The sequence below is a fragment of the Mesorhizobium sp. L2C084A000 genome, assembly GCF_000502875.1.
Lineage (GTDB): Bacteria > Pseudomonadota > Alphaproteobacteria > Rhizobiales > Rhizobiaceae > Mesorhizobium.
Genome location: NZ_AYWX01000018.1, coordinates 33,882 through 52,957, shown reverse-complemented (window position 1 = coordinate 52,957; position 19,076 = coordinate 33,882). Strand labels below are relative to the sequence as shown.

Annotated in this window: 20 protein-coding genes; 5 read left to right on the top strand and 15 right to left on the bottom strand. The window is 60.0% G+C overall.

Annotated elements, in window-relative coordinates; translation table 11 throughout:
* Positions 1 to 33 precede the first annotated feature (33 nt).
* From nifT to X735_RS139250, 13 genes are all read right to left on the bottom strand, one after another.
* Entirely contained in the window at positions 34 to 246 is a 213-nt protein-coding gene (nifT, locus tag X735_RS139190; protein ID WP_023813715.1) for a putative nitrogen fixation protein NifT, read from the bottom strand.
* Complete coding sequence (locus X735_RS139195; RefSeq protein ID WP_023813714.1) at positions 243 to 560, bottom strand: nitrogen fixation protein NifZ; 318 nt, start codon at positions 558 to 560, stop codon at positions 243 to 245. The genes nifT and X735_RS139195 overlap by 4 nt, the downstream gene beginning before the upstream one ends.
* Before the next feature lie 95 nt (positions 561 to 655).
* Positions 656 to 850: a 4Fe-4S dicluster domain-containing protein gene (locus tag X735_RS139200; RefSeq protein ID WP_023672218.1), complete on the bottom strand. Its 195-nt coding sequence runs from the start codon at positions 848 to 850 to the stop codon at positions 656 to 658.
* A gap of 32 nt (positions 851 to 882) precedes the next feature.
* Positions 883 to 2,358, bottom strand: a complete 1,476-nt coding sequence (gene nifB / locus X735_RS139205; protein WP_023813713.1) for a nitrogenase cofactor biosynthesis protein NifB — start codon at positions 2,356 to 2,358, stop codon at positions 883 to 885.
* A gap of 239 nt (positions 2,359 to 2,597) precedes the next feature.
* Positions 2,598 to 4,286 (bottom strand): nif-specific transcriptional activator NifA, encoded by a 1,689-nt coding sequence (gene nifA, locus X735_RS139210; protein ID WP_023813711.1) that lies wholly within the window; start codon positions 4,284 to 4,286, stop codon positions 2,598 to 2,600.
* A gap of 254 nt (positions 4,287 to 4,540) precedes the next feature.
* Positions 4,541 to 4,840: a ferredoxin family protein gene (locus X735_RS139215; protein ID WP_031213720.1), complete on the bottom strand. Its 300-nt coding sequence runs from the start codon at positions 4,838 to 4,840 to the stop codon at positions 4,541 to 4,543.
* An 11-nt stretch (positions 4,841 to 4,851) separates the two neighbouring features.
* A complete protein-coding gene (locus X735_RS139220; protein ID WP_023813709.1) occupies positions 4,852 to 6,159 on the bottom strand; it encodes an FAD-binding protein in 1,308 nt (435 codons plus the stop codon).
* 9 nt (positions 6,160 to 6,168) lie between these two features.
* Entirely contained in the window at positions 6,169 to 7,278 is a 1,110-nt protein-coding gene (locus tag X735_RS139225; RefSeq protein WP_023766900.1) for an electron transfer flavoprotein subunit alpha/FixB family protein, read from the bottom strand.
* Between the two features lie 17 nt (positions 7,279 to 7,295).
* Positions 7,296 to 8,147: an electron transfer flavoprotein subunit beta/FixA family protein gene (locus X735_RS139230; protein WP_023813708.1), complete on the bottom strand. Its 852-nt coding sequence runs from the start codon at positions 8,145 to 8,147 to the stop codon at positions 7,296 to 7,298.
* Between the two features lie 187 nt (positions 8,148 to 8,334).
* Positions 8,335 to 8,715 (bottom strand): nitrogenase stabilizing/protective protein NifW, encoded by a 381-nt coding sequence (gene nifW / locus X735_RS139235; RefSeq protein WP_023813707.1) that lies wholly within the window; start codon positions 8,713 to 8,715, stop codon positions 8,335 to 8,337.
* The gene (gene nifV / locus X735_RS139240; RefSeq protein ID WP_050592752.1) at positions 8,712 to 9,920 is read right to left on the bottom strand and encodes a homocitrate synthase; all 1,209 of its coding nucleotides are present in this window, start codon (positions 9,918 to 9,920) and stop codon (positions 8,712 to 8,714) included. The genes nifW and nifV overlap by 4 nt, the downstream gene beginning before the upstream one ends.
* 25 nt (positions 9,921 to 9,945) lie before the next feature.
* Positions 9,946 to 11,112 (bottom strand): cysteine desulfurase NifS, encoded by a 1,167-nt coding sequence (nifS, locus tag X735_RS139245; protein ID WP_023813705.1) that lies wholly within the window; start codon positions 11,110 to 11,112, stop codon positions 9,946 to 9,948.
* Between the two features lie 442 nt (positions 11,113 to 11,554).
* Positions 11,555 to 11,875, bottom strand: coding sequence for an iron-sulfur cluster assembly accessory protein (locus X735_RS139250; protein WP_023766895.1), 321 nt, complete (start codon positions 11,873 to 11,875; stop codon positions 11,555 to 11,557).
* A 679-nt stretch (positions 11,876 to 12,554) separates the two neighbouring features.
* On the opposite strand from X735_RS139250, the gene X735_RS139255 reads away from it, so the two are divergent.
* Positions 12,555 to 13,637 carry a hemin-degrading factor gene (locus X735_RS139255; RefSeq protein ID WP_023813704.1) on the top strand — a complete coding sequence of 361 codons (1,083 nt, stop codon included), beginning with the start codon at positions 12,555 to 12,557 and terminating at the stop codon, positions 13,635 to 13,637.
* A 52-nt stretch (positions 13,638 to 13,689) separates the two neighbouring features.
* Here X735_RS139255 and X735_RS01000000166385 read toward each other — a convergent pair whose 3' ends face one another.
* Positions 13,690 to 14,079, bottom strand: coding sequence for a hypothetical protein (locus tag X735_RS01000000166385; RefSeq protein ID WP_023813703.1), 390 nt, complete (start codon positions 14,077 to 14,079; stop codon positions 13,690 to 13,692).
* Positions 14,080 to 14,492: 413 nt separating this feature from the next.
* Here X735_RS01000000166385 and X735_RS139260 point away from each other — a divergent pair, with 413 nt between their 5' ends.
* The 4 genes from X735_RS139260 to X735_RS1000000169015 all read left to right on the top strand — a co-directional run bounded on the left by X735_RS139260 (position 14,493) and on the right by X735_RS1000000169015 (position 17,344).
* Complete coding sequence (locus tag X735_RS139260; RefSeq protein WP_031213718.1) at positions 14,493 to 15,710, top strand: cytochrome P450; 1,218 nt, start codon at positions 14,493 to 14,495, stop codon at positions 15,708 to 15,710.
* A 40-nt stretch (positions 15,711 to 15,750) separates the two neighbouring features.
* On the top strand, positions 15,751 to 15,942 hold the full coding sequence (locus X735_RS1000000168170; RefSeq protein ID WP_023813701.1) for a ferredoxin: 192 nt from the start codon (positions 15,751 to 15,753) through the stop codon (positions 15,940 to 15,942).
* Positions 15,943 to 16,279: 337 nt separating this feature from the next.
* Positions 16,280 to 16,852 (top strand): nitrogen fixation protein NifQ, encoded by a 573-nt coding sequence (locus tag X735_RS139265; protein WP_245273297.1) that lies wholly within the window; start codon positions 16,280 to 16,282, stop codon positions 16,850 to 16,852.
* A 117-nt stretch (positions 16,853 to 16,969) separates the two neighbouring features.
* On the top strand, positions 16,970 to 17,344 hold the full coding sequence (locus X735_RS1000000169015; protein WP_155930613.1) for a hypothetical protein: 375 nt from the start codon (positions 16,970 to 16,972) through the stop codon (positions 17,342 to 17,344).
* Positions 17,345 to 17,736: 392 nt separating this feature from the next.
* On the opposite strand, the gene X735_RS139275 is transcribed toward X735_RS1000000169015, so the two are convergent.
* Positions 17,737 to 18,573: a BTAD domain-containing putative transcriptional regulator gene (locus X735_RS139275; RefSeq protein ID WP_196815354.1), complete on the bottom strand. Its 837-nt coding sequence runs from the start codon at positions 18,571 to 18,573 to the stop codon at positions 17,737 to 17,739.
* Positions 18,574 to 19,076: the final 503 nt, after the last annotated feature.

Below are 19,076 nucleotides of genomic sequence, written 5' to 3'. Positions count from 1 at the left end.
GCTCGTTTCCTCGCGACGCACTTAGCGGCAGCATCAGTCCTCTTCGGAAACCTTCCTTGCCTCGACAGTGATCGGCAGACGCGTATCCCGTGGGAGATCGGGTAAGACGAGCCGCCACCCGTTCCGGAGCGTGATAGTTCCGCCCCACAACTCTTCCTTCTCGAGCTTGATGATCGGCTCTTCGAGGTCTTTTTTGGGGACATACGCCGACAAGCCAGCATCGGTCCTGCGGATCATGACTTTCATCTGGCCGTCCCTTCATTGGAATTGCTTTCAGCACTGCAGGACTCGGCTTTCTCGAGGCTCATCAGTTCACGCGCTCGCATGCCGACGACGGTGCCACGGTCGATCCACTCGACCGCATAGATGAAAAACTGCTGGAGAAAGGTGCCGATGTCGCGCACATATCCCTCGTCGCCCTTGCGCACGAGATTTTCGCCGATCTCCCTGCCAGGATAGGTGCCGTCATTCTTTATGTGGCGAGTAGCACGTACCCGCTCTCCCGGCATGAATCGTGGCGGCCTGCGGATTTCGATCTCCTCTTCGCGTCTGAGCGACATGTCCGTTCCCTGATTTCTCTTGCGGCTGCAGGTTGTGAACAAGGCGTTCCAGGCGTCCTGCGTAGGCAGCCCCAACCATGTCGGCAGCCATGTGGTCACGCAGGAACGCAGGTCTTCGGCACCGGGCATACCGAGGCACATTGCTGCGCATCGAAGACCCCCTCGCATTCGGTGCACTTCTGTGACTCGATCACGTAGCTCTCGCCTTTGAACTTGATCGCGCCGGAAGGACATTCGAATTCGCAGGCGCCGCATTGGGTGCATTGGGATGCGATGATCTTGAAAGCCATTTTAACTCCTGGTCCGAATGAAATGAGACAGCTCAGGCCGTCGCCGCGAGTGCGGGGGCCCCTGACGTGGCGGTGTAAATCGCGCTGATTGCCGTCTCGATATAGTCATGGGCATAAGCATCGGTCGCTTGGATTCCAGCCTCCGCGAGCTGATCCTGCGGGCAATTTCCAATCTTGGCGCACAGCACGATGTCTACGCCTTCCAGCGCTGCGATGACGCCATCGAGGGTGGCCTCTGCGCTCCGGCCGCCGAGACAATACTGCTCGACCTTGCGATGCCCGACAAAGCTGATGCCTCTCGGCGAGGCTTCGTAAACCTGGAATTCCTTCGCATGGCCGAAATGTTCGTTGACGCGGCCGCCGCCCTTGGTCGCCACCGCGAAGAGGACGGATTTGCCGGGCCTCGCTGCCTTGACCAATCCGATCGCTTCACTTCTGGCCGCCACGTGATCACGGCGCTCCTGCGCGACCAGCTCCCGATAGGCGTTACGCTTGCTGGCATCGTAGGTGACCTCGCCGGGAATCCGGTCGGCCGTGAATTCTTGGCCACGATCCTCGCCAAGCATGCCGACGGCATCTGCCCGGCACTGCCGGCAGTGGCGCATCAACTGGGCGCCGCCTTCGACACGATCCTGAAGAGCTTTCATCTCCATTGCGTTTGGGCCGCGCTGCCCGCTCAGTCCGTAATGCGTGCCGTGTGCCGGGTCCGAAATCAGCGGCATGAGGTTGTGCAGGAACGCGCCTCGCTCCTTGACCCATCTATTCACCTCGATCAGATGCTCATCGTTCACGCCCGGGATCACCACCGAGTTGATTTTGGTGAGGATGCCGCGCGCGGTCAGCATCTCCAGGCCAAACATCTGTCGCTCATGCAGGATCCGGGCTGCTTCGATGCCGACGTAACGGCGATGGTCGTAAAAGATCCAAGGATAGATCTTTGCACCAATCTTAGGGTCGACCATGTTGATGGTGATCGTCACGTGATCGACGTTCATGTCGGCAAGCTCATCGACACGGTCCGGCAGCGCCAGCCCATTCGTGGAGATGCAAAACTTGATGTCTGGGATTTCCCTGGCGACCCGCGCGAAGGTTGCCTTCGTCTTCTTCCAGTCGTAACAGGCATCGCCCGGTCCGGCGATGCCGAGCACGGAAAGCTGCGGCACCTCGTTGGCGACCGCGATCACCTTGCGTAGCGCCTGGTCGGGCGTCAGCTTTTCAGAGGCCACCCCAGGCCGGCTTTCGTTGGCGCAGTCATATTTGCGATTGCAGTAGTTGCACTGGATGTTGCAGCCCGGCGCCACCGCGACGTGCATGCGCGCGAAATAGTGATGCGCCTCTTCTGAAAAGCAGGGGTGATCCTTGATCTTCTCCCAGACAGCCGGATCCGTGTCGTCGGGCTTTGTCGACGAGCCGCAGGATGACGCGCAGCCACCGGGTTTCATGGTGCCAAGCAACTGGTCACCGAATGTCGTGCTGAGGCTCTCAAGCGAAATTGCCGGTGCAGACATGAACGGCTCCGTTGCTGCGTGATGTCGCAGTTCAAAGCGCAAGAGCTATGCCAGCTCAAAGAGCTGTTTCGGTTCACGAATAGGCTTGTCGTGTCAGATTCCTTCGGATTGCTCCGACACACCTTTGTCGGGCTTACGACAGTGGACACGCAAATAGGGTCGCGAGGCTACCAGCCTTGGGCGCGCAAAGTGTGAACGAGACCACTCCGGGCTGCTTACGGTTGACGTCATCACGACGTCTAGAATTTCTTCACCACGATACCATGCCGGCGCAGGGCGTAGCCGACTTGCCGCGGCGTGAGGCCGAGGATACGAGCCGCCCTGGCCTGAACCCAACCGGCCTTGTCCATCGCGTCGATCACCCGGTCGCGTTCCGCCCGACGCGGGGGACAAGTGGGATCGTTCGGATCGCCTGCCGTAAAGGGAGATATCTTGCCTGCGGAGGCACCGATGCAACTGGCCGGCAGCCGCAATCCGACCGGCGCTGCGTTGACCCGTGCGAGATCGTCGATGGCATTGCCGCCATTCGAGCGGTCGGCTCGCTTCCAGAGGAGCCAGGAAAGGCACTGGCCCTTCTTACAGGCGAAATCGGATGGAGTGATCGTCCTTGAGCGCGCAAGTGTGGCCGTCCTTTGGACGCAGTTCTCCAGCTCGCGGACGTTACCAGGGAAGTAACATTGCGAGATCAGGTCAAGCGCCGGCGCCGCGAAGGCTAGTGCGCGATCGTTCTCCTTGTTGAACCGGTTGAGGAAGGCGTTCGCAAGGCGTGGAATATCGCCGGTTCGCTCTCTGAGCGGAGGCAGGATAATTGGCACGACATTGATGCGGTAATAAAGGTCGGCCCTGAACTCCCCTTTTATGACGGCCGTCTCGAGGTCCTTGTTGGTGGCGCATATGAGGCGCACGTTGACCTGTAGCGTTTTGGTGCCGCCGACTCGCTCCAACTCGCCTTCCTGCAAGACACGCAACAGCTTGGCTTGAAAGGCCGGCGAAATCTCGCCGATTTCATCAAGTAGCAGCGTTCCCTCATTTGCCAATTCAAAACGACCGGCGCGCTGGGAGATAGCACCCGTGAAAGCGCCCTTTTCATGCCCAAACAGTTCTGACTCCAGAACACTTTCAGACAGTGCGGCGCAGTTCAATTTGACGAAAGACTTCTTCCTCCGACGTGAGAGCTTATGGATGGCCTGCGCAAAGAATTCCTTGCCGGTGCCGCTTTCACCCCGCAGAAGCACGGTGGAATTGGTCCCTGCTACGACCGAGACGGTTTCGAGCACCTGCTTGAGTGCGGGGCTTTCCCCGATGATCCCGTCGATTTTGGCATCCGCATTCCGGGCAGGGTCGTAGGTCCTCCCCTCGTTGGGCGATTTCTCCGGTCCCGATTGCTCATGGCCACACCGCTGACGATCTGTACTCAGGGCGCGATGGAGGCGGATGGTCCGGCCGACAAGGTTGGCGACCATCGTCAGGAAATAAATGTCCTCGTCGTCGCGAAAGTCGGTGGCGCCGTCTCCGGCGCGGTCGATCGACAATGTCCCAAGGATATCATGATCAGCCTTTAGCGGGATACCGATAAAGGCAATTGGGATGGTTCCGATGCTCGAAGACGTTTGAAGGTCAGCCTGAAATAGTTGGGACTTGCGCACGTCCGGTATGAAGAGCGGCGTCCCCGTAGCGACGATTTGATCTGTTACGGCCTGTGGTATGACGCGGCGAGTGCCTGATTGACGTACGTGGGTATTGCCGGCAGTCGCGGCAATCTCCAGCTCTCCTTCAGCGTCCAGGACGACGATTGCTCCGTGACGCATCTGCAGAAATGGAGGCAGGACGTTCACGACATTGGCGAGCGTAATCTCCAGCTCGCTGGGGGCGGTCAGCACCTTCGATATCTCGTAGAGTCCTCTGAGCGCGATATCTGATTGGGGCATGCTTTTGATGGGCGGTTCAGGGCGGGTCTCCCGAGGTCCAACCTCGTCGACCCGATCTTGCGGTCCGTGGGTCATGGAAACACCTCAGGGGTTGTCGTCCAGAGTGCTCCTCCTTTTTTATCTGAATTCTGAAAGCATGGTATTCACGAGCTTCTCTTCGTCAAAGCGACGATCGAAGCAAAGAAAATAGACTTGGCGTTGGGCGAGACCTAAACTGTATCAAGATCAACCCTCTTAATACGTGCGTGCGTCGGTCATCCGAATTTGAAGAGGACTCCGAAACCGCCGCGTGGATAGTTCCACTCGATCTCGCCACTGGTCTCACACAAAATCCGGCAGGTGCCGCACTCCATGCAGCCGTCAGCAGTGATCTCCACTTGACCTTCGTCGTTCAACTCATAACATTTCGCCGGGCAGACGTGGGTAAGCGCGAGCAAGTTCGCGCTTGGCCTCTCGTGCGGTCGCACTTTGATATGCGGGCGGCCGGAATCCACCAAGTAGCGGTTCTGGTAAAGCTTGTCCTCGACACGTGACTTTGTCACTGCGATCGTCATTTCGTCTCCCTTCAGCGCCACGCCAATGCAAGGCGGACCGCGTCGCTGACCAGCCCCCAACGCGAGCGCGCCTTGATGAAGGCCGCCGTGGTCGCCTTTTCCTTCTCGATCTTCGGCGTGCCGTCGACACGCATGAAGTTCTGCGCGGCTTGCGACATCAACCGCGGATAAGTTGTGAAGTAATTGCAGGAATTGGTGTGGAGCAAGGCCGGCATATCTTTGTATTTCTTTAGGTCCTTGACCACGAAGGACTTGTCCAGCATGGCTTTGTAAAGAGCGAGATTTCGTTTGGTCATAGGAGCGTTGCGGCTGTTGACCTCGATGATTGCCTCAGCCGCGATGCGGCCGGAGGTCATGGCGAGGTTCGAACCCTCGCGATGAATGGCGTTGTTCAGTTGCGCGGCATCGCCGACCACGACCCAACCATCGCCAAACAGCTGCGGAATAGCCTTGTAGCCGCCTTCGGGAATGAGGTGTGCGGAATATTCTTTCACTTCCGAGCCGGCGATCAGCGGCCGGATCGAAGGATGGCTCTTTAAGGCATCAAGGAGAACGTAGGGGCTCTCGACCATCGCGGCAAAATCGGAGACGAGGCAGCCAATGCCCAGTGAGATCGACTCCTTGTTGGTGTAGAGGAAGCCGAGCCCGGCCATGCTGCGGGAGGTCGTGCCCACCGCCTCGATCACGCAGCCTTCATCGCCCTTGACGCCGAACCGCTGCTCAATGACCTCTTCGGGCAGGAAATGCATTTCCTTAACGGCGAGCGCCACGGTTTGTGGCTTCGGCATCTGGCGCAGGCCGGCTCGCGTGCCAAGCAGTCCGCAGACACCTTCTGCGAGAACGACCACGTTCGCGTAGATGGCTCCGCCGGCCCGATCTGTGCGGACGCCGACCACCCTGTCCTTGGCGTCACGGATGAGCTCCGTCACGGTCGTCTCGCACAGAACCGTCGCGCCGGCCTCGCGCACCTTACGCGAAAACCATTTGTCGAACTGGGCACGGATGATTGTGTATCGGTTGGGCTTGGCCTCATTGAAGTCGTCCGACCGATAGTGAATCCCGGTATGGGATGTGTCGTCCATCACCCAAAGCCGCTGTTCAACCAAATGCCGCTCGAGAGGCGCATCGTCCCTGAAATCCGGGATGATCTTCTCCAGCATGTTCGCGTACATGATGGCACCTTGGACATTCTTGGAGCCCGGATATTCACCGCGCTCCAACTGCAGCACCTTCAGGCCATGGCTGGCCATGGTGTAAGCAGCTGCGTTTCCGGACATGCCTGCCCCAACAACAATGGCGTCGAAGTTTTCCTCGATCATGTCCGTCCCTTAGCTCGCAAGCTTATCGCGACTGTGGGGCGACAGCCGCCGGGTGAAGGCTTCCGTCAGTGCGGGCAGGAAGCGGATCGCGTCGGTGACGATTCCGAGGTGAGCGAAATCGAAAATCGGCGCGTTCGGGTCGGTGTTGATGGCCACGATGAGATCCGCCCCCTCGACGCCAACCCGATGCTGGACGGCGCCGGAAATCCCGGCCGCTATGTAAAGCTTCGGCCGGATGGTCTTGCCAGTTTGGCCGATCTGCCGATCAGCTGGCATCCAGCTCTTCTGGACTAACGGGCGCGAACAGCCATGCTCGGCGCCGATTGCTCGCGCGAGGTTCTTCACAAGCTGCAGGTTCTCCGCCGCGCCAAGACCAAGACCTCCCGCAACCACGACGTCGGCATAGGCAAGGTTTGCCTTTGCCGACTGATTGTCCGGCAGGAAGCCAAGGACTTTGGTAGCGATCTCGTCCTCGGCAAGCGAGAGCTTGTGCCGGATGACACGCCCGACCGGTTTATCCGTCCGCTGCGGCATGGGCATGACTCTTGGCCGCACTGTCGCCATCTGAGGGCGGAAATTGAGCGTATAGATCGTGCACAACAAGGAACCGCCGAAAGTCGGACGCGTGGCGGCGAGCGAACTGTCGGTATCCACATCGAGTTCGGTGCAGTCGGCCGTGAGCCCTGTCTGCAAGGTCGTCGCCACGGAGCCGGCAAGATCCCTGCCGAGTGTGGTGGCACCGAGAAGAAGGATTTCGGGTTTGTGGGTATCGACCAGATCCGTCATCGCCTTGGTGAAAGGCTCGTTCCGATAGTCGGCGAGCAGGGGCGCCTCGGCGATGTAGACAAGGTCAGCACCATAAGCGAATGCTTCGGCAACGGCGTTCCCGACGGCCTCTCCCGGCGGTCCGAGCACGACGCCTGCAAGCTGGACCTGAAGCTTGTCTGCTAATTTGCGGCCTTCGCCGAGCAGCTCGAATGATACGGGATGGACCTGGCCGCGTTCGAGCTCGATGAAGACCCAGACGTGCCGGTAGTCCTTGAAATGGGCGGGCAGTTCCTTCTTTATGCCGGCGCGGCCGGCGGCAGGGCGAGGGGTTTCTCGGTTCGCGGTCGACATCGTTTTGCTCCTTGCCGTCACGCGCCGCCGTTAAAGGCGAGCTCATGTTCCAGCGCCGGCTGGCGGGTGAAGATTGCGGTGATGAGTTCGTCAGCGACATCGCGCAAGGCCTTCTCGGCGGTGTCGATTAGTGCCGCCTTTTCAGCTCGAGCAGGAGGGGCGAAAACACGCTTGACGACGGTCGGTGAGCCGCGCAGGCCGCATTTGGTGAGATCCTCAATGCCGGCGTCGGCCGCACTCCATTTCAAGACCTCGCTGCGCGCGGCGCACAAGGCGTCGTGGATCGAGCCCCGGCGGATCTCGTTTGTGCCTTCCAGCATGGTGATGAGGCAAGGCAGCCTGCTCTTCAGCATCTGTGTGCCGCCTTCGGAGCGGCGCTCGACCTTGATCTCGCCTGCAGCAAGGTCAATAGAGGGGATCTTCGCAACATAGGTCAGTTGCAGGAGTCCGAGGCGCTTGGCGATGCCGGGCCCGACCTGGGCGGTGTCGCCATCGATCGTCTGCTTGCCGGTGAAGACGAGGTCTGGCGTGCCGAACGTTTCGCCGACCTTCGCGATTGCCTGTGAAAGGGCGAACGAGGTCGCCAGCGTGTCGGAGCCGGCAAAATAGCGGTCGGTCAAGAGCACCGCTCGGTCGGCGCCGTAGCCGAGCGCCTTGCGCAGCGCGTCCTCTGCCATGGGCGGACCCATGGTGAGCACAGTGACTTCGCCGCCATAGGCATCGCGCAGTCTGAGCGCTTCTTCGAGGGCGAACAGGTCGTAAGGGTTGATGATGGTCGGAACACCCTGGCGCATGATCGTGTTCGTCACCGGATGGACCCTTATCTGTGCCGAGTCCGGCACCTGCTTGATGCAGATTACGATGTGCATTGGCGGTTTCTCTAGGCTCCTATCGGGTGCGGGCATTGCGGTTATCTCCTTGACCCGCATAATTCGTGCCAAGGCTCTTGCGCTGCCCCCTTTCCCACAACTTCGGCTGGTTGCTTCTGAGGGGGCTGTGGTGATGACCGGATTTGTCGGCTGCTCGACATTGTCGCGTCGCAACCCTTGTCGGCGGTCATTCCCGTCCGAACCGCTTCAGCACCGAGTCGAACGGGACAAAGGTGTGACCCGGCGCGGCAGGTTTGTTCGGATCGTGGTCTTTGAGCACCTTGAAGACCCGATGCGTGAGCGGCGAGGAAATCGCAAAGTCTTCGTAAGCGCGTTCGAGCGTCGCGCGCACCCTCGCGGCAATCACCTGGTCGGGCAGACCGGAGAAATCTTCTTCGGCAAGGTATTGGCCCACGCGCTTCATTATATGGAGCCGCGAGACATTCAGCACCTTCGGGTCATAGGAGACGCCAAGGACTGAGAAGAACTCCTCCGCAGCCGACAGGCGCTTCAGTCGTGCGAGGATGTCTGTGACATCGATGGAGCGGCTGTCAGCGGAACAATTCATTGCATTCTCCCTGGTCGCAAAACTGTGGCCTTTGCGCGCGCGCGCACGGCTGACCTGGACCCGCACAGCTCGAAGACGGACGCCTCGCTGCACATTTTATCGTAGAGCTCGACCAGTTGAGTTGCAGTGACCGTCGATTTGGTCTCGGCCGCCTCGCGCCGGACGCGGGCCACCATCGCGGCTGCCAGATCCGGGTCGAGATCGCGACCGCTTTCGCTCAGCACATGGGCAATCGCAGTGGCGCCGGAATGCTTGCCGATGACGATCCGCCGGCAGCGGCCCACGAGAGCCGGATCAAGCCCCTGATAAGTACGCGAGTCCTTCAGCAGCCCTGCGACGTGAATGCCGGATTCGTGGGTGAAAACATCGGCGCCGACGACCGGCTTAGTGGCCGCGGTCTGCCGGCGGGCGGCCCAAGCCACCTGGGCGGCGAGGCTGGGCAATGCGGTCAGCTCGATGCCGGTATCTGCGCCGCCGAAGACCGCCATCGCGGCGGCCACCTCTTCCAGCGCGGCATTGCCCGCACGCTCGCCGAGCCCCAGGACGGTGACGGAGGCATGGCGCGCGCCTGCGCGGATCGCGGCTAGCGTGTTGGCGCCAGCAAGTCCGAGATCGTTGTGCGCATGAAATTCAAGGTCGATTGGAGACTGCACCACGAGCTGGGCGACAAGTTCGAAGGTTGAAAACGGGTCGAGAACACCGACTGTGTCGGCCAGCCTCACGCGGCTTGCGCCGGCGCGTGCGGCCGTCTCGATGACGCGGGCGAGATGATCCCGATTGGCCCGCGAGGCATCCTCGCACCCCACCGCGACGAAGAAGCCGGCGGCGGCGGCGCGCCTGACCATATGATCGATGACCTGGAGCGCTCCCGCCTTGTCGAGGCCGAGCTTGGCGGCAAGTTGGATGTCCGACGCAGGCAGCGACAAATTGACCGCTTGGACCCCGCTCTCGATCGCTGCATCGAGATCCAACGACGTCATCCGGCACCAGGCCATGAGCCGAACCGGAAGACGCCGCGCGACCACAGCGCGAATTGTTTCGATCTCGTCGACCCCCATGACCGGCGTGCCGATCTCGATCTCTGTCACGCCGGCCGCCGCAAGAGACTCGGCGATCTCCAGCTTTTCCGTCGTGGTAAAGGCGACGCCCGGTGCCTGCTCGCCATCGCGCAAGGTCGTATCGTTGAGAGAGACATGACGGGTCATGACCGGTAGCCTGTTCTTCTGCCGCTCACGCATAGACCGGATTACCCGGCCCAGAACCGAAAAAGCTGCGCAGCTTCCCCACGATTGCCGGCATGACCTCGAGCACCCGGTCGATATCCTCTTCGCTGTTGTCCCGCGCCAAGGAGAAGCGGACTGCCGCGTGCGGCGTTTTCATCGCGCTTAGGACATGGCTTGGTTCCAGAGAGCCGGAGGTGCAGGCCGAGCCAGAGGAACACGCGATGCCAATGCGGCTGAGGAGAAGTGGAATTCCATCACTGTCGACATGTTCGAAGGAGATGTTTGCGGTGTTGGGCAACCGTTGCAGGGGATCACCAGTGACACAGGTGCCTGGGATGCGCTGGAGGATCCCGCCCTCCAGACGATCGCGGAGCGACTTTACCCGTGTGGTCTCGTCGTCCATGAATTTCAAGGCGAGTTCGGCCGCCGTCCCGAGCCCGGCTATGCCCGGCGTATTCTCGGTGCCGGCACGCCGGTTGTGTTCTTGGTGGCCCCCCTTGATCAGCGAATGGAAGTTCACGCCACGTTTTACGAAAAGCGCACCGATCCCTTTTGGCCCGTGCAGCTTGTGGCCGGAGAGCGACAGCATGTCGATTGAGGTCGACTTCAGGTCCATCGGAAGCTTGCCGACCGCCTGCACAGCATCGGTATGGAATAGGGCGCCCACTTCCTTGGCCAACTCGGCAAGCCTGGCCACGGGGAAGATCACACCAGTCTCGTTGTTCGCCCACATTATGGAAACGATTGCCACCTGTGGGGTGAGGGCGGCCATATAGGCGTCGAGGTCGAGCCGGCCACGGCAATCCACCGGGATCCTGTGCACCTTGACGCGGCGGGTCTTCTCAAGATGCGCGCAAAGCGTCAGCACGGCGGGATGCTCGACCGCGGACGTAACGATCTCGGTTCGGTTGGGCGCCGCCTCGAGCGCTGAAAGAAGCGCTGCATTGTCGCTTTCTGTCCCACCCGAGGTGAAGGTGATCTCATCGTCGAACTCCGCGCCGATCAGCGCTTGCAACTGCCTCCGCGCCTTTCTCACCGCCGCACTGACTGAGGCGCCAAGAGCGTGCGCCGACGAAGGGTTGGCGAATTGATCCCTAAAGAACGGCAACATCGCTTGCAGGACCGCAGGATCGACCCGTGTGGTTGCGTTGTTGTCGAGGTAGACAGGCTTCATAGGTGCGATCCTCAGTTGACCAGAATGACGCGGCGCGGACCGACTCGTTGAGCCTCTGGCGCATGCCGTTGATGATAATGGGCCTGAACTGGCAGCCCGCGCAGACGCCCGGAGTGTTTGACGCAGACCGGATCTCCGTCGAGATGGACATGTTCGCAGTGGCCGCCGTCAGCCCGCAGGTAAGGACGCCCGAACGCGATAACGTTATCGATGAGCCGAATTTGGCGCAGCGGCGCGATTGTCCGCAAGCAGCTCGGGTGACACCAGGACCCGAGCTGTTTCGGGAGGCGACGTTCTTTGCATCCTACTGGAAGCGAATGGCTGTCCCGAGATCGGCTTTGACCTTACCTTGTTCTTTAGGACGGGGACATCTGTTGTGCCGGCCATATAAGTCTCCTCTGCCGCAAAATCAGTCTGTCGGCTGCACAGGCGCTTCGGGCGTTTAACTGAAGGACTTGCCGCAGCCGCACTTTTCGCGCGCATTGGGGTTGTCGAATACAAAACCGGAAGATTCGAGCCCCGTGAGGAAGTCAACGGTCATGCCGGCGACATGTGGTTGGGAACCCGCGTCCACGAACAGCTTGATCCCATTTGTGCCAGTGATCGCGTCGCCCTCGCGCGACACGCTCTCCAGGCCCATTAAGTATTTGAAGCCGGCGCAGCCGCCGGCCTCGACCATGATGCGAAAACCTTCCGCCGGCTCGCTGGCGCGGGAAAGAGCAGTCTTGAAGGCAGCAACAGCGTTGTCGGTGAGCGTAATCATGGCTCCATTCTCCTCAGTCCGGGACCTGCTTGCGCATCACGTCGCATGCACCGTGCCAAAGCGAAAAAACGTTTCAACACAGCGCGGCATCTCTGACACTGCCGTGCTTCTTGTGAGTGCATTGCAGCGAAGGTGTCGGCAAACCGACACGTACTGTCGGTTTGTCCGGTCCCGCCACCAGGGATGTTGGGCCTGAGTTCCCGGTTGAACTCACATCACCAAGTACAGAACTTCTTCTGAGCTTGCTTCGGCGCAGTTGGCACGGTTTTTGAAGCTCCGTTTGGCGAGACGGCAAGAGCATGCCGATCCACAACCATGCCGTGGGTGCCCGCGCGATGGATGGGGCGAAGCAGGGGAGCAACATGTCAGGACCGGGTCAGACACGCGTTGTTTGGCAAAGCAGCGCCGCCCGTGGCATCCGAATGCCCGCTTGGCCGATTGCGACAACACCCACACTCGCTCACCCACCGCCCAGTAGCGGCCGACCGGCTCGATGGATGCCATTGGCATGTGCCTGCCGCCGGTTTTCGCACGGGTGCGACGCCGTGCGCACGCTGTCCAGACACCTTGTTCATGGGCCAGCAGCAGATCAGGATCGAGCATTTCGGCGCGCCTCATCGGCTGAAGATTCCCGGGCAGGGCAGATGATCCTCACACGTCGGTAGAAACAGAGGTAAGCATGGACCAACGCGAGAAACCGTCGCCGGACGAAATCCGGCGGGCGTGCAAAGACAATCCGAAGATCCGGGAGCATGATCTCGCCGCTCGATTGGGCATTTCGGAAGTCGAGTTGGTCGCGGCGCATTGTGGTCATGGCGCGGTGCGCATCGAGCCGCGCGTTGATGATCTGCTGACCGGCCTCGAAGCGGTCGGCGAGGTGATGGCAGTCACCAGCAACGATAGTGCCGTGCACCAAAAGATCGGCGTGTACGGCAAAGTGGTCACCGGCAACCAGCATGCCATATTGCTCGGCGACGGGATCAACCTGCGCATCTTCCCGAAAGCGTGGGCGTATGGCTTCGCCGTCGAGAAGCGCGAGGGAGCCGAGATCCGCCGCAGCCTGCAATTCTTTGATGCCACCGGCGAGGCGATGCACAAAGCTCATCTCAGGCCCGCCTCGAACCTGCAGGCCTATCAGGATCTGACGGCAGAGCTTGTATCCTCCGATCAGGAGCCGATCATATTGCTCGAGGCGAGCGGGGCGCGCGATAACACGGTGAGTCCAGACCACGCCGCCACGGTCGACGACCTACGCGAGCACTGGGGCCGGCTAAGCGACGTGCATCAGTTCTACCATATGTTGAAGACACTGAAGCTCAGCCGCTGCCAGGCTATGCGTACGGCCGACGAGGATAACGCCTGGCTGCTCGACAATGATGCCGTTGGCGCCCTGTTCCAACAGGCGGCCGAAGACGAGATGCCGATCATGTGCTTTGTCGGCAATCGTGGTTGCATCCAGATCCATTCCGGCCCGATCAAGTCGGTCAAGCAGATCGGGCCGCGGATCAATGTGCTCGACGAGACCTTCCATCTGCATCTGAGGACCCATCGCATCCGCGAGGTCTGGGCCGTGCGCAAGCCGACGAGGGACGGTCACGTCACGTCCATTGAAGCCTATGGCGCGGACGGCAAGATGATCATCCAGTTCTTCGGCAGGCGCAAGGAAGGCGAACGCGAGGGCAGCGACTGGCGGTTTCTGGCCGAGAGTCTGCCATGTGTTCCCGGTCCGGATGTGGAGAGTGCCGACAGGCCCTCGGATTGAACCGGCCGCCATAGGACTCGGCAGCACGTTCCGACAGCGGCTCGCGAGGAATTTAGCTCCATGTGCGGAAAGGCTTGCCTCCATAAGCGCATACGGACGGTTGGGTGTGCACGCCGGAACAGACCGCATCGATACAGTCAAGCTCGTCGCGGCCGGACTGCTGCGCACGAGTGCATCGCCGTCTGACCGAAAATCCTTGCAGCGCCTGCGAGCGATAAAACGCATACGCCATCATCGCCGAACCGAAGCGCGGCTCGATCTTGTTGATATTCCCGATCAAACGCCGTCGGGTCTTGTCGGATCGCACCCGATCCTTGCGCTGGATCGCATCGTTGCTCAATCCGGGCCGTGCGAGGCGATCTCCTCGCTCGTCGACCGGAAGGCTGTGCAGCAGCAGCCAGGCCGAACAGCCCGATGTCGCGGACTCGACAAAACCGACCACGGATGTCGGTTGTCGGACGTTGTCCTAAGAATGATGGACAGGTGATCATCAACTTAGCGGCGGCGGCCCAGTTCAGGCTGGCGTCGCTTGGTACAGGCCAGGGGCACGCCTATCCGGCACGCGACTTGCTTTGACAATTTGGCCAGCGGGGTGTCAGCAGTGCGTCACGATCTCAGAGGTGATTGATCGCCTCTCAACCCTAACGGGATAAGCGGCGGCTTTGCTTCTGACGGCAGCGCGGCGGAGATGCCCTTCTGATTGACTTCGCAACCGATCTCATCGCGCTGGCAGTGGGCTGATCGGGCGACAGATCTCGAACGCGCCCGACCCGAGACGCACCCATACGGAAATCGATTTTATCAACAGCGGTGCAATCTCAATCGAGCCATGAACGCCAATGTAGAGAAAGCAAGATGGCGACCAACCCCGTTCCAGATCATGTCCCGCCCGAAATGGTGAGGGATTTCAGCCTGTTTACATCGCCAGGGATGCCACCAACACTCAACGGGGATCCACACGCAGCTGTCGCTCGCGTACATGACGGGCCTCCGATCTTTTACTCCCGCTACAACACGCAAGATGGCCGGGGTACCTGGGTCATCACCCGTGCCGCGGACCAGCGGAAGGTGCTGCAGGACGCAGAGACTTTTTCCAGCCATCGCAGCATCTTCTCCTCCATACTGGGTGAAAACTGGCCGACGATCCCGCTTGAGCTCGATCCACCGGCCCATGGCGTCTTTCGCTCACTGCTCAATCCGCTGCTTTCGCCAAAGCGGGTGTTGGCTTTGGAACCGGCTGTCCGCGAACGGGCGGTCGAGCTGATCGAAAGGATCGCCGCGTCGGGCACAAGCTGCGACGTGATGAAGGATTTTGCCTTTCCTTTCGCGGTGAGCACCTTTCTTCGCTTTCTGGGGTTGCCTGATGACCGACTCGATACATTCGTCGGCTGGGGAAAAGATCTGCTCCACGGCGACGATAAGGAACGACCTGTGGCTGCCCGGACAATCGTGGCATTCATCGACGAACTTGCAGCCATGCGCCGCCAGGAGGCGGTTGACGATTTCATGACCTTTATCGTGCAGGCACAGGTCGAGGGCCGCCGGCTGACGGACACCCAAGTCCGCGGCATCGGCGTGCTTGTCTTCGTCGCTGGGCTCGACACGGTCGCAGCAGCTATAGGCTTTGACTTGGCGTACCTCGCACGCAACCTCAAAGATCAGCAATTGCTGCGGAGCGAACCGGACCGCATCCCGCTCGCAACCGAAGAATTGCTGCGGGCCTATCCGCCCATTCAGTTGATCCGCGTGGCCACGAAAGATATCGACTTCGAAGGCGCGCCGATCCGGAAGGGGGACTATGTTTCCTGCGCCACGATGATTGCCAATCGTGACCCTGCGGAATTCGCATGTCCCAACACGATCGATTTGGAGCGGGAGGACAACCGCCACGCCGCCTTTGGCTATGGTCCCCACCGTTGCCTTGGCTCACACCTTGCCCGGCGGGAGATTGTCATTGGCCTGGAGGAGTGGCTGGCGCGCATCCCAGCTTTCAGGATCAAGCAGGGTACGGCACCGATAACCTCTGGCGGCCATGTGTTCGGGATCGAGAATTTGATCCTGGACTGGTCTTAGGCCCGCCCCGAGCCGGGGCACCGACAATGGAGGCAGCGCCATGCGCATCATCGTCCAAAAGGCCAAATGCCAGGGTCACGCGCGATGCGCGGCGCAAGCGCCGGACATCTTCAAGCTTGATGAGGAGGGCTACATCCTGCCTAGTGACATTGAAGTTGCGGAAGGGGAGGAACTGCCTGCATCGCGAGGCGCGCGATCCTGTCCTGAACGTGCGCTGGAACTCACTCGCTGACGCTCTGAATCAGACGTCATTCAACCGTGAGTCTCGCGGCTTGAACCATGTGGCCGCACTCAGCACGCGACCTCTGTCCCGCACGGTCCACGTCCAAGGGCCGGGGTTCGCGAAACGCCTCCTTCCAATGACAGAATCTGCGACAGAGCCGAGTGGACCAGACGAAAATTGCCGAACTACTCGACCGAGAGGCGATCCGCGACTGCCTCTACCCGAAGAACTCCCCCACCCAGTTGCGGCCGGCCGGGTCGCTGCATGACTTGATAGGACAAACCAGGTGAACGGCACCAGATTTGCCCAACACTATGCCCGGCTCAGCACCGGCCAATGGCCGCACATCGAGCTGGAGAGGAGGTTCGACCAGCATGTGCTTGCCTGTGTGCTTTCACGTGCGCTCGAGGAGATCGAGGCCGGCGAGGCAACGGCGACGGAGGCAACCGGACTTTCGCGCGCCGAGCTGCGCGATGTCCTGGCCCGCTGTTTCCCTGCTATTCCTATCAACGCGTTTGCCTTGAAAGAGGTGAGCGAGCCCGAGCCGGATCTGGAGGAACAACTTCTGCGCGGACTGCTGCTGGCGCATGCCCGGCCGGGCGACAAGGCGAGCGCCCGCTTCGCCAGGATCATCGCCCGGCGTGCCATGCGCAATGACCACCTCTGGCAGGACCTTGGCCTTTTTAATCGAACCGACCTCGGCCGCCTGCTCGCCTCTCATTTTCCGACGCTGGCGGCCGGCAACACCCAAAACATGAAATGGAAGAAATACTTTTACCGCAAGGTCTGCGAGGCCGAAGGTTTTTCGCTGTGCAGCGCGCCCAGTTGCCGGGAATGCAATGATTTCGAGAGCTGCTTCGGCCCGGAGGAAGGCGAAAGCCGCCTCACACGGATCAAGAACGGCGTCGCCTCGGATTGAGAGCCGCTTTCGTCAATTGTACAGCGTCAGAGCTCGCGCCGCCCCATATGTCTGTTGTCGAATGTCGACTGCCCCCTTCCGGGATTGAATGCTGTGCATGCTGTCCGACTACCCGCCATGCTCGCTTCGGCGGGCGCCGTCATGATGGCGGTGCGGGATGCGACCCGCACCATCGCCGCCGAGCAACTGGTGTGCTCCGGGCCGTTGCTGCTCGCCTGCCTGGCGGTTGCGGCGCCTGAGCGGCCGCGGTTCACCGCCGTCATTGTTCGCGCTGGTGCACAGTGTCGCCTCGCTCACCCATGGGGCGGCCAGATTGTCTCCGGCGTCGCCATCGATTGCTGCCGGCTCGCCACCATTTTCGGTCAGGTTCCGGCAGGGCGCGCGCTGGGGTTCCTGGAAGCTTTTCGAACTTTCTGCCTTGCGCCTCCAGCTGAATTTCGCGCGCTCATGAAGGAAGTTGACGGCCCTGGACATACAGTGATGCAAGCATGATCGAACCGCTTATTCGGGGGGTCGAGTCGGGAGACCGCTACATCGCAACACCCACTATCGAAGAGGCGTTCTTCTGCTATCGGAGGCACGCGGCTTAGTCCAAAATTTTTCAATTTGGAACAGAGGCTAGCTGATGCCCTCCGAAGGCTCGTGTCAAGTCGAAGGGTGACGAAATGGAGCGAAAAAAGAACTTAGAAGATCAATGACTTACGCGAGGGTTTATACAGTCGCGGAAATTCCGCGTAGGCATTGCGTAAGCAAGATGCACCCGTCGTTCGGCTGGATTAGAGCGCCGTCCTCCGAGGGCCAAGGCCACACGTTCGAATCGCCGACCGCCGTTCCGTCAAGACGCCAACCTTTATGACCTTGCGTGTCCTAATTCGGAGCTCCACTCAAGCTTCCGCCACGGCATTTGACGGACACAAGGCTTCTCCCACCTTGCGCAATTCTGTGTCGAAATCGGCGAATAGGCGACCAGTCACAATCTTTTCCCTTAGGATCGCTGCCTCTTTCAGGGGTTCGATACCAAGTTCATCGTGGAGGATATCGGAATAGTAGTTGTATTGCCGAAGTGCCGCAGCGCGCTGCCCATTAAGCGCGAGAAGGCGGATTAGGTCGCAATGCGCACCTTCGTGGAATTGGTCAACCTCCAATATCTTTCGCGCGCTCTCGATCGCCGGCTCTATTCTCGCAAGTTTCGCGAAAAGGCGCGTGCACATCCGGTTGCCTTGCAAGTACAACTCTTCAAGTCTTGTCCGCTCCGGGCTGATCCATCCCGTGTCGTACCCCTCCAAGAAGGAGCCTTTATATGATGAGAGCACGTCGTATGCTCTACTAAGCTCGAGATCGCCCAATTCATCGAAGACTGACGCGTTGGCCTTCGACAAAAAGGACGTGACGGCAGCGGAAAACGTCACAGAATCTACCCACGCCTCGCCGACAAAGGTCACCTCGTCGCGAGTGACGTCCAGACTTCCGATCTTCACCTTCTCCTCGAAGCGGCTCAGCTTCTTTCGAATTTCGCAAATGCAAGTATTGAGGACCTGTCGAGCATCACCGTCCGTTCTGTCGGGCCAGAAATCAGAAAAAATCCGTGCCTTCTTAACTCGATGCCCGTTGCGGGTCAGAATGAAGGCAAAAAGCTCTCCCTCCTTGGGGCTGAGAGAAATTCTGTGACCTAAGTCGACATCGCCAACTACAAGACCACCGAGTGCGATCAGCGAAACCATTACGCTCAAATCCATCGCTAGGAATGAACTCGTGTCGGCATTGACGTCGTTGATAGGTCATTATTCTGGAAGAAGTATTCTGTGCTCGTTTAGACTACTTCTAATAGTCTCCTCATCATCACCCAACGCACACGAAAAAGCAACGGACTCCTCAGTGTGCAGGGGGTATCGGCCCTCCCCTAAGTGTCCCATTCGCAAACAATCAGCGAACTCTCAGGACGTCGGCATCACATCCGATTATTCGTCTGCCTTTGAAAGCACTGAGTTTTCCGCCGTTCCTCGCAAGCTGTGTGCGTTTGAAGGCCGTCCATGTACACATCATCCCTGCCTTTGAAGCCGAAGCAATTTCGCTCGAAATCCCTGACAGCGCTTAGTGATTGCCCCATCGCCTGCTCAGCTCAGGCCGTGGCCGTGGCCATAGAGCTCCAAGACACGGCATTTAATGTCGAAGAGCTGAGCCAGCCTGCGTCGTAGAGGCGATTACTATGCGCCGCGTCCGAAAG

Excerpts from the sequence above, each read along its gene's own strand:
- X735_RS139215 (WP_031213720.1), bottom strand. The coding sequence starts at position 4,840 with ATGACGATCGCAGTGACAAAGTCACGTGTCGAGGACAAGCTTTACCAG.
- X735_RS139200 (WP_023672218.1), bottom strand. The coding sequence starts at position 850 with ATGGCTTTCAAGATCATCGCATCCCAATGCACCCAATGCGGCGCCTGC.
- X735_RS139195 (WP_023813714.1), bottom strand. The coding sequence starts at position 560 with ATGTCGCTCAGACGCGAAGAGGAGATCGAAATCCGCAGGCCGCCACGA.
- X735_RS139225 (WP_023766900.1), bottom strand. The coding sequence starts at position 7,278 with ATGTCGACCGCGAACCGAGAAACCCCTCGCCCTGCCGCCGGCCGCGCC.
- X735_RS139250 (WP_023766895.1), bottom strand. The coding sequence starts at position 11,875 with ATGATTACGCTCACCGACAACGCTGTTGCTGCCTTCAAGACTGCTCTT.
- X735_RS139220 (WP_023813709.1), bottom strand. The coding sequence starts at position 6,159 with ATGATCGAGGAAAACTTCGACGCCATTGTTGTTGGGGCAGGCATGTCC.
- nifA (WP_023813711.1), bottom strand. The coding sequence starts at position 4,286 with ATGCCCCAATCAGATATCGCGCTCAGAGGACTCTACGAGATATCGAAG.
- nifS (WP_023813705.1), bottom strand. The coding sequence starts at position 11,112 with ATGAAGCCTGTCTACCTCGACAACAACGCAACCACACGGGTCGATCCT.
- X735_RS139275 (WP_196815354.1), bottom strand. The coding sequence starts at position 18,573 with ATGGTTTCGCTGATCGCACTCGGTGGTCTTGTAGTTGGCGATGTCGAC.
- X735_RS139255 (WP_023813704.1), top strand. The coding sequence starts at position 12,555 with ATGGACCAACGCGAGAAACCGTCGCCGGACGAAATCCGGCGGGCGTGC.
- X735_RS139260 (WP_031213718.1), top strand. The coding sequence starts at position 14,493 with ATGGCGACCAACCCCGTTCCAGATCATGTCCCGCCCGAAATGGTGAGG.
- X735_RS139230 (WP_023813708.1), bottom strand. The coding sequence starts at position 8,147 with ATGCACATCGTAATCTGCATCAAGCAGGTGCCGGACTCGGCACAGATA.
- nifB (WP_023813713.1), bottom strand. The coding sequence starts at position 2,358 with ATGTCTGCACCGGCAATTTCGCTTGAGAGCCTCAGCACGACATTCGGT.
- nifV (WP_050592752.1), bottom strand. The coding sequence starts at position 9,920 with ATGACCCGTCATGTCTCTCTCAACGATACGACCTTGCGCGATGGCGAG.
- X735_RS1000000169015 (WP_155930613.1), top strand. The coding sequence starts at position 16,970 with ATGCTCGCTTCGGCGGGCGCCGTCATGATGGCGGTGCGGGATGCGACC.
- nifW (WP_023813707.1), bottom strand. The coding sequence starts at position 8,715 with ATGAATTGTTCCGCTGACAGCCGCTCCATCGATGTCACAGACATCCTC.
- nifT (WP_023813715.1), bottom strand. The coding sequence starts at position 246 with ATGAAAGTCATGATCCGCAGGACCGATGCTGGCTTGTCGGCGTATGTC.
- X735_RS1000000168170 (WP_023813701.1), top strand. The coding sequence starts at position 15,751 with ATGCGCATCATCGTCCAAAAGGCCAAATGCCAGGGTCACGCGCGATGC.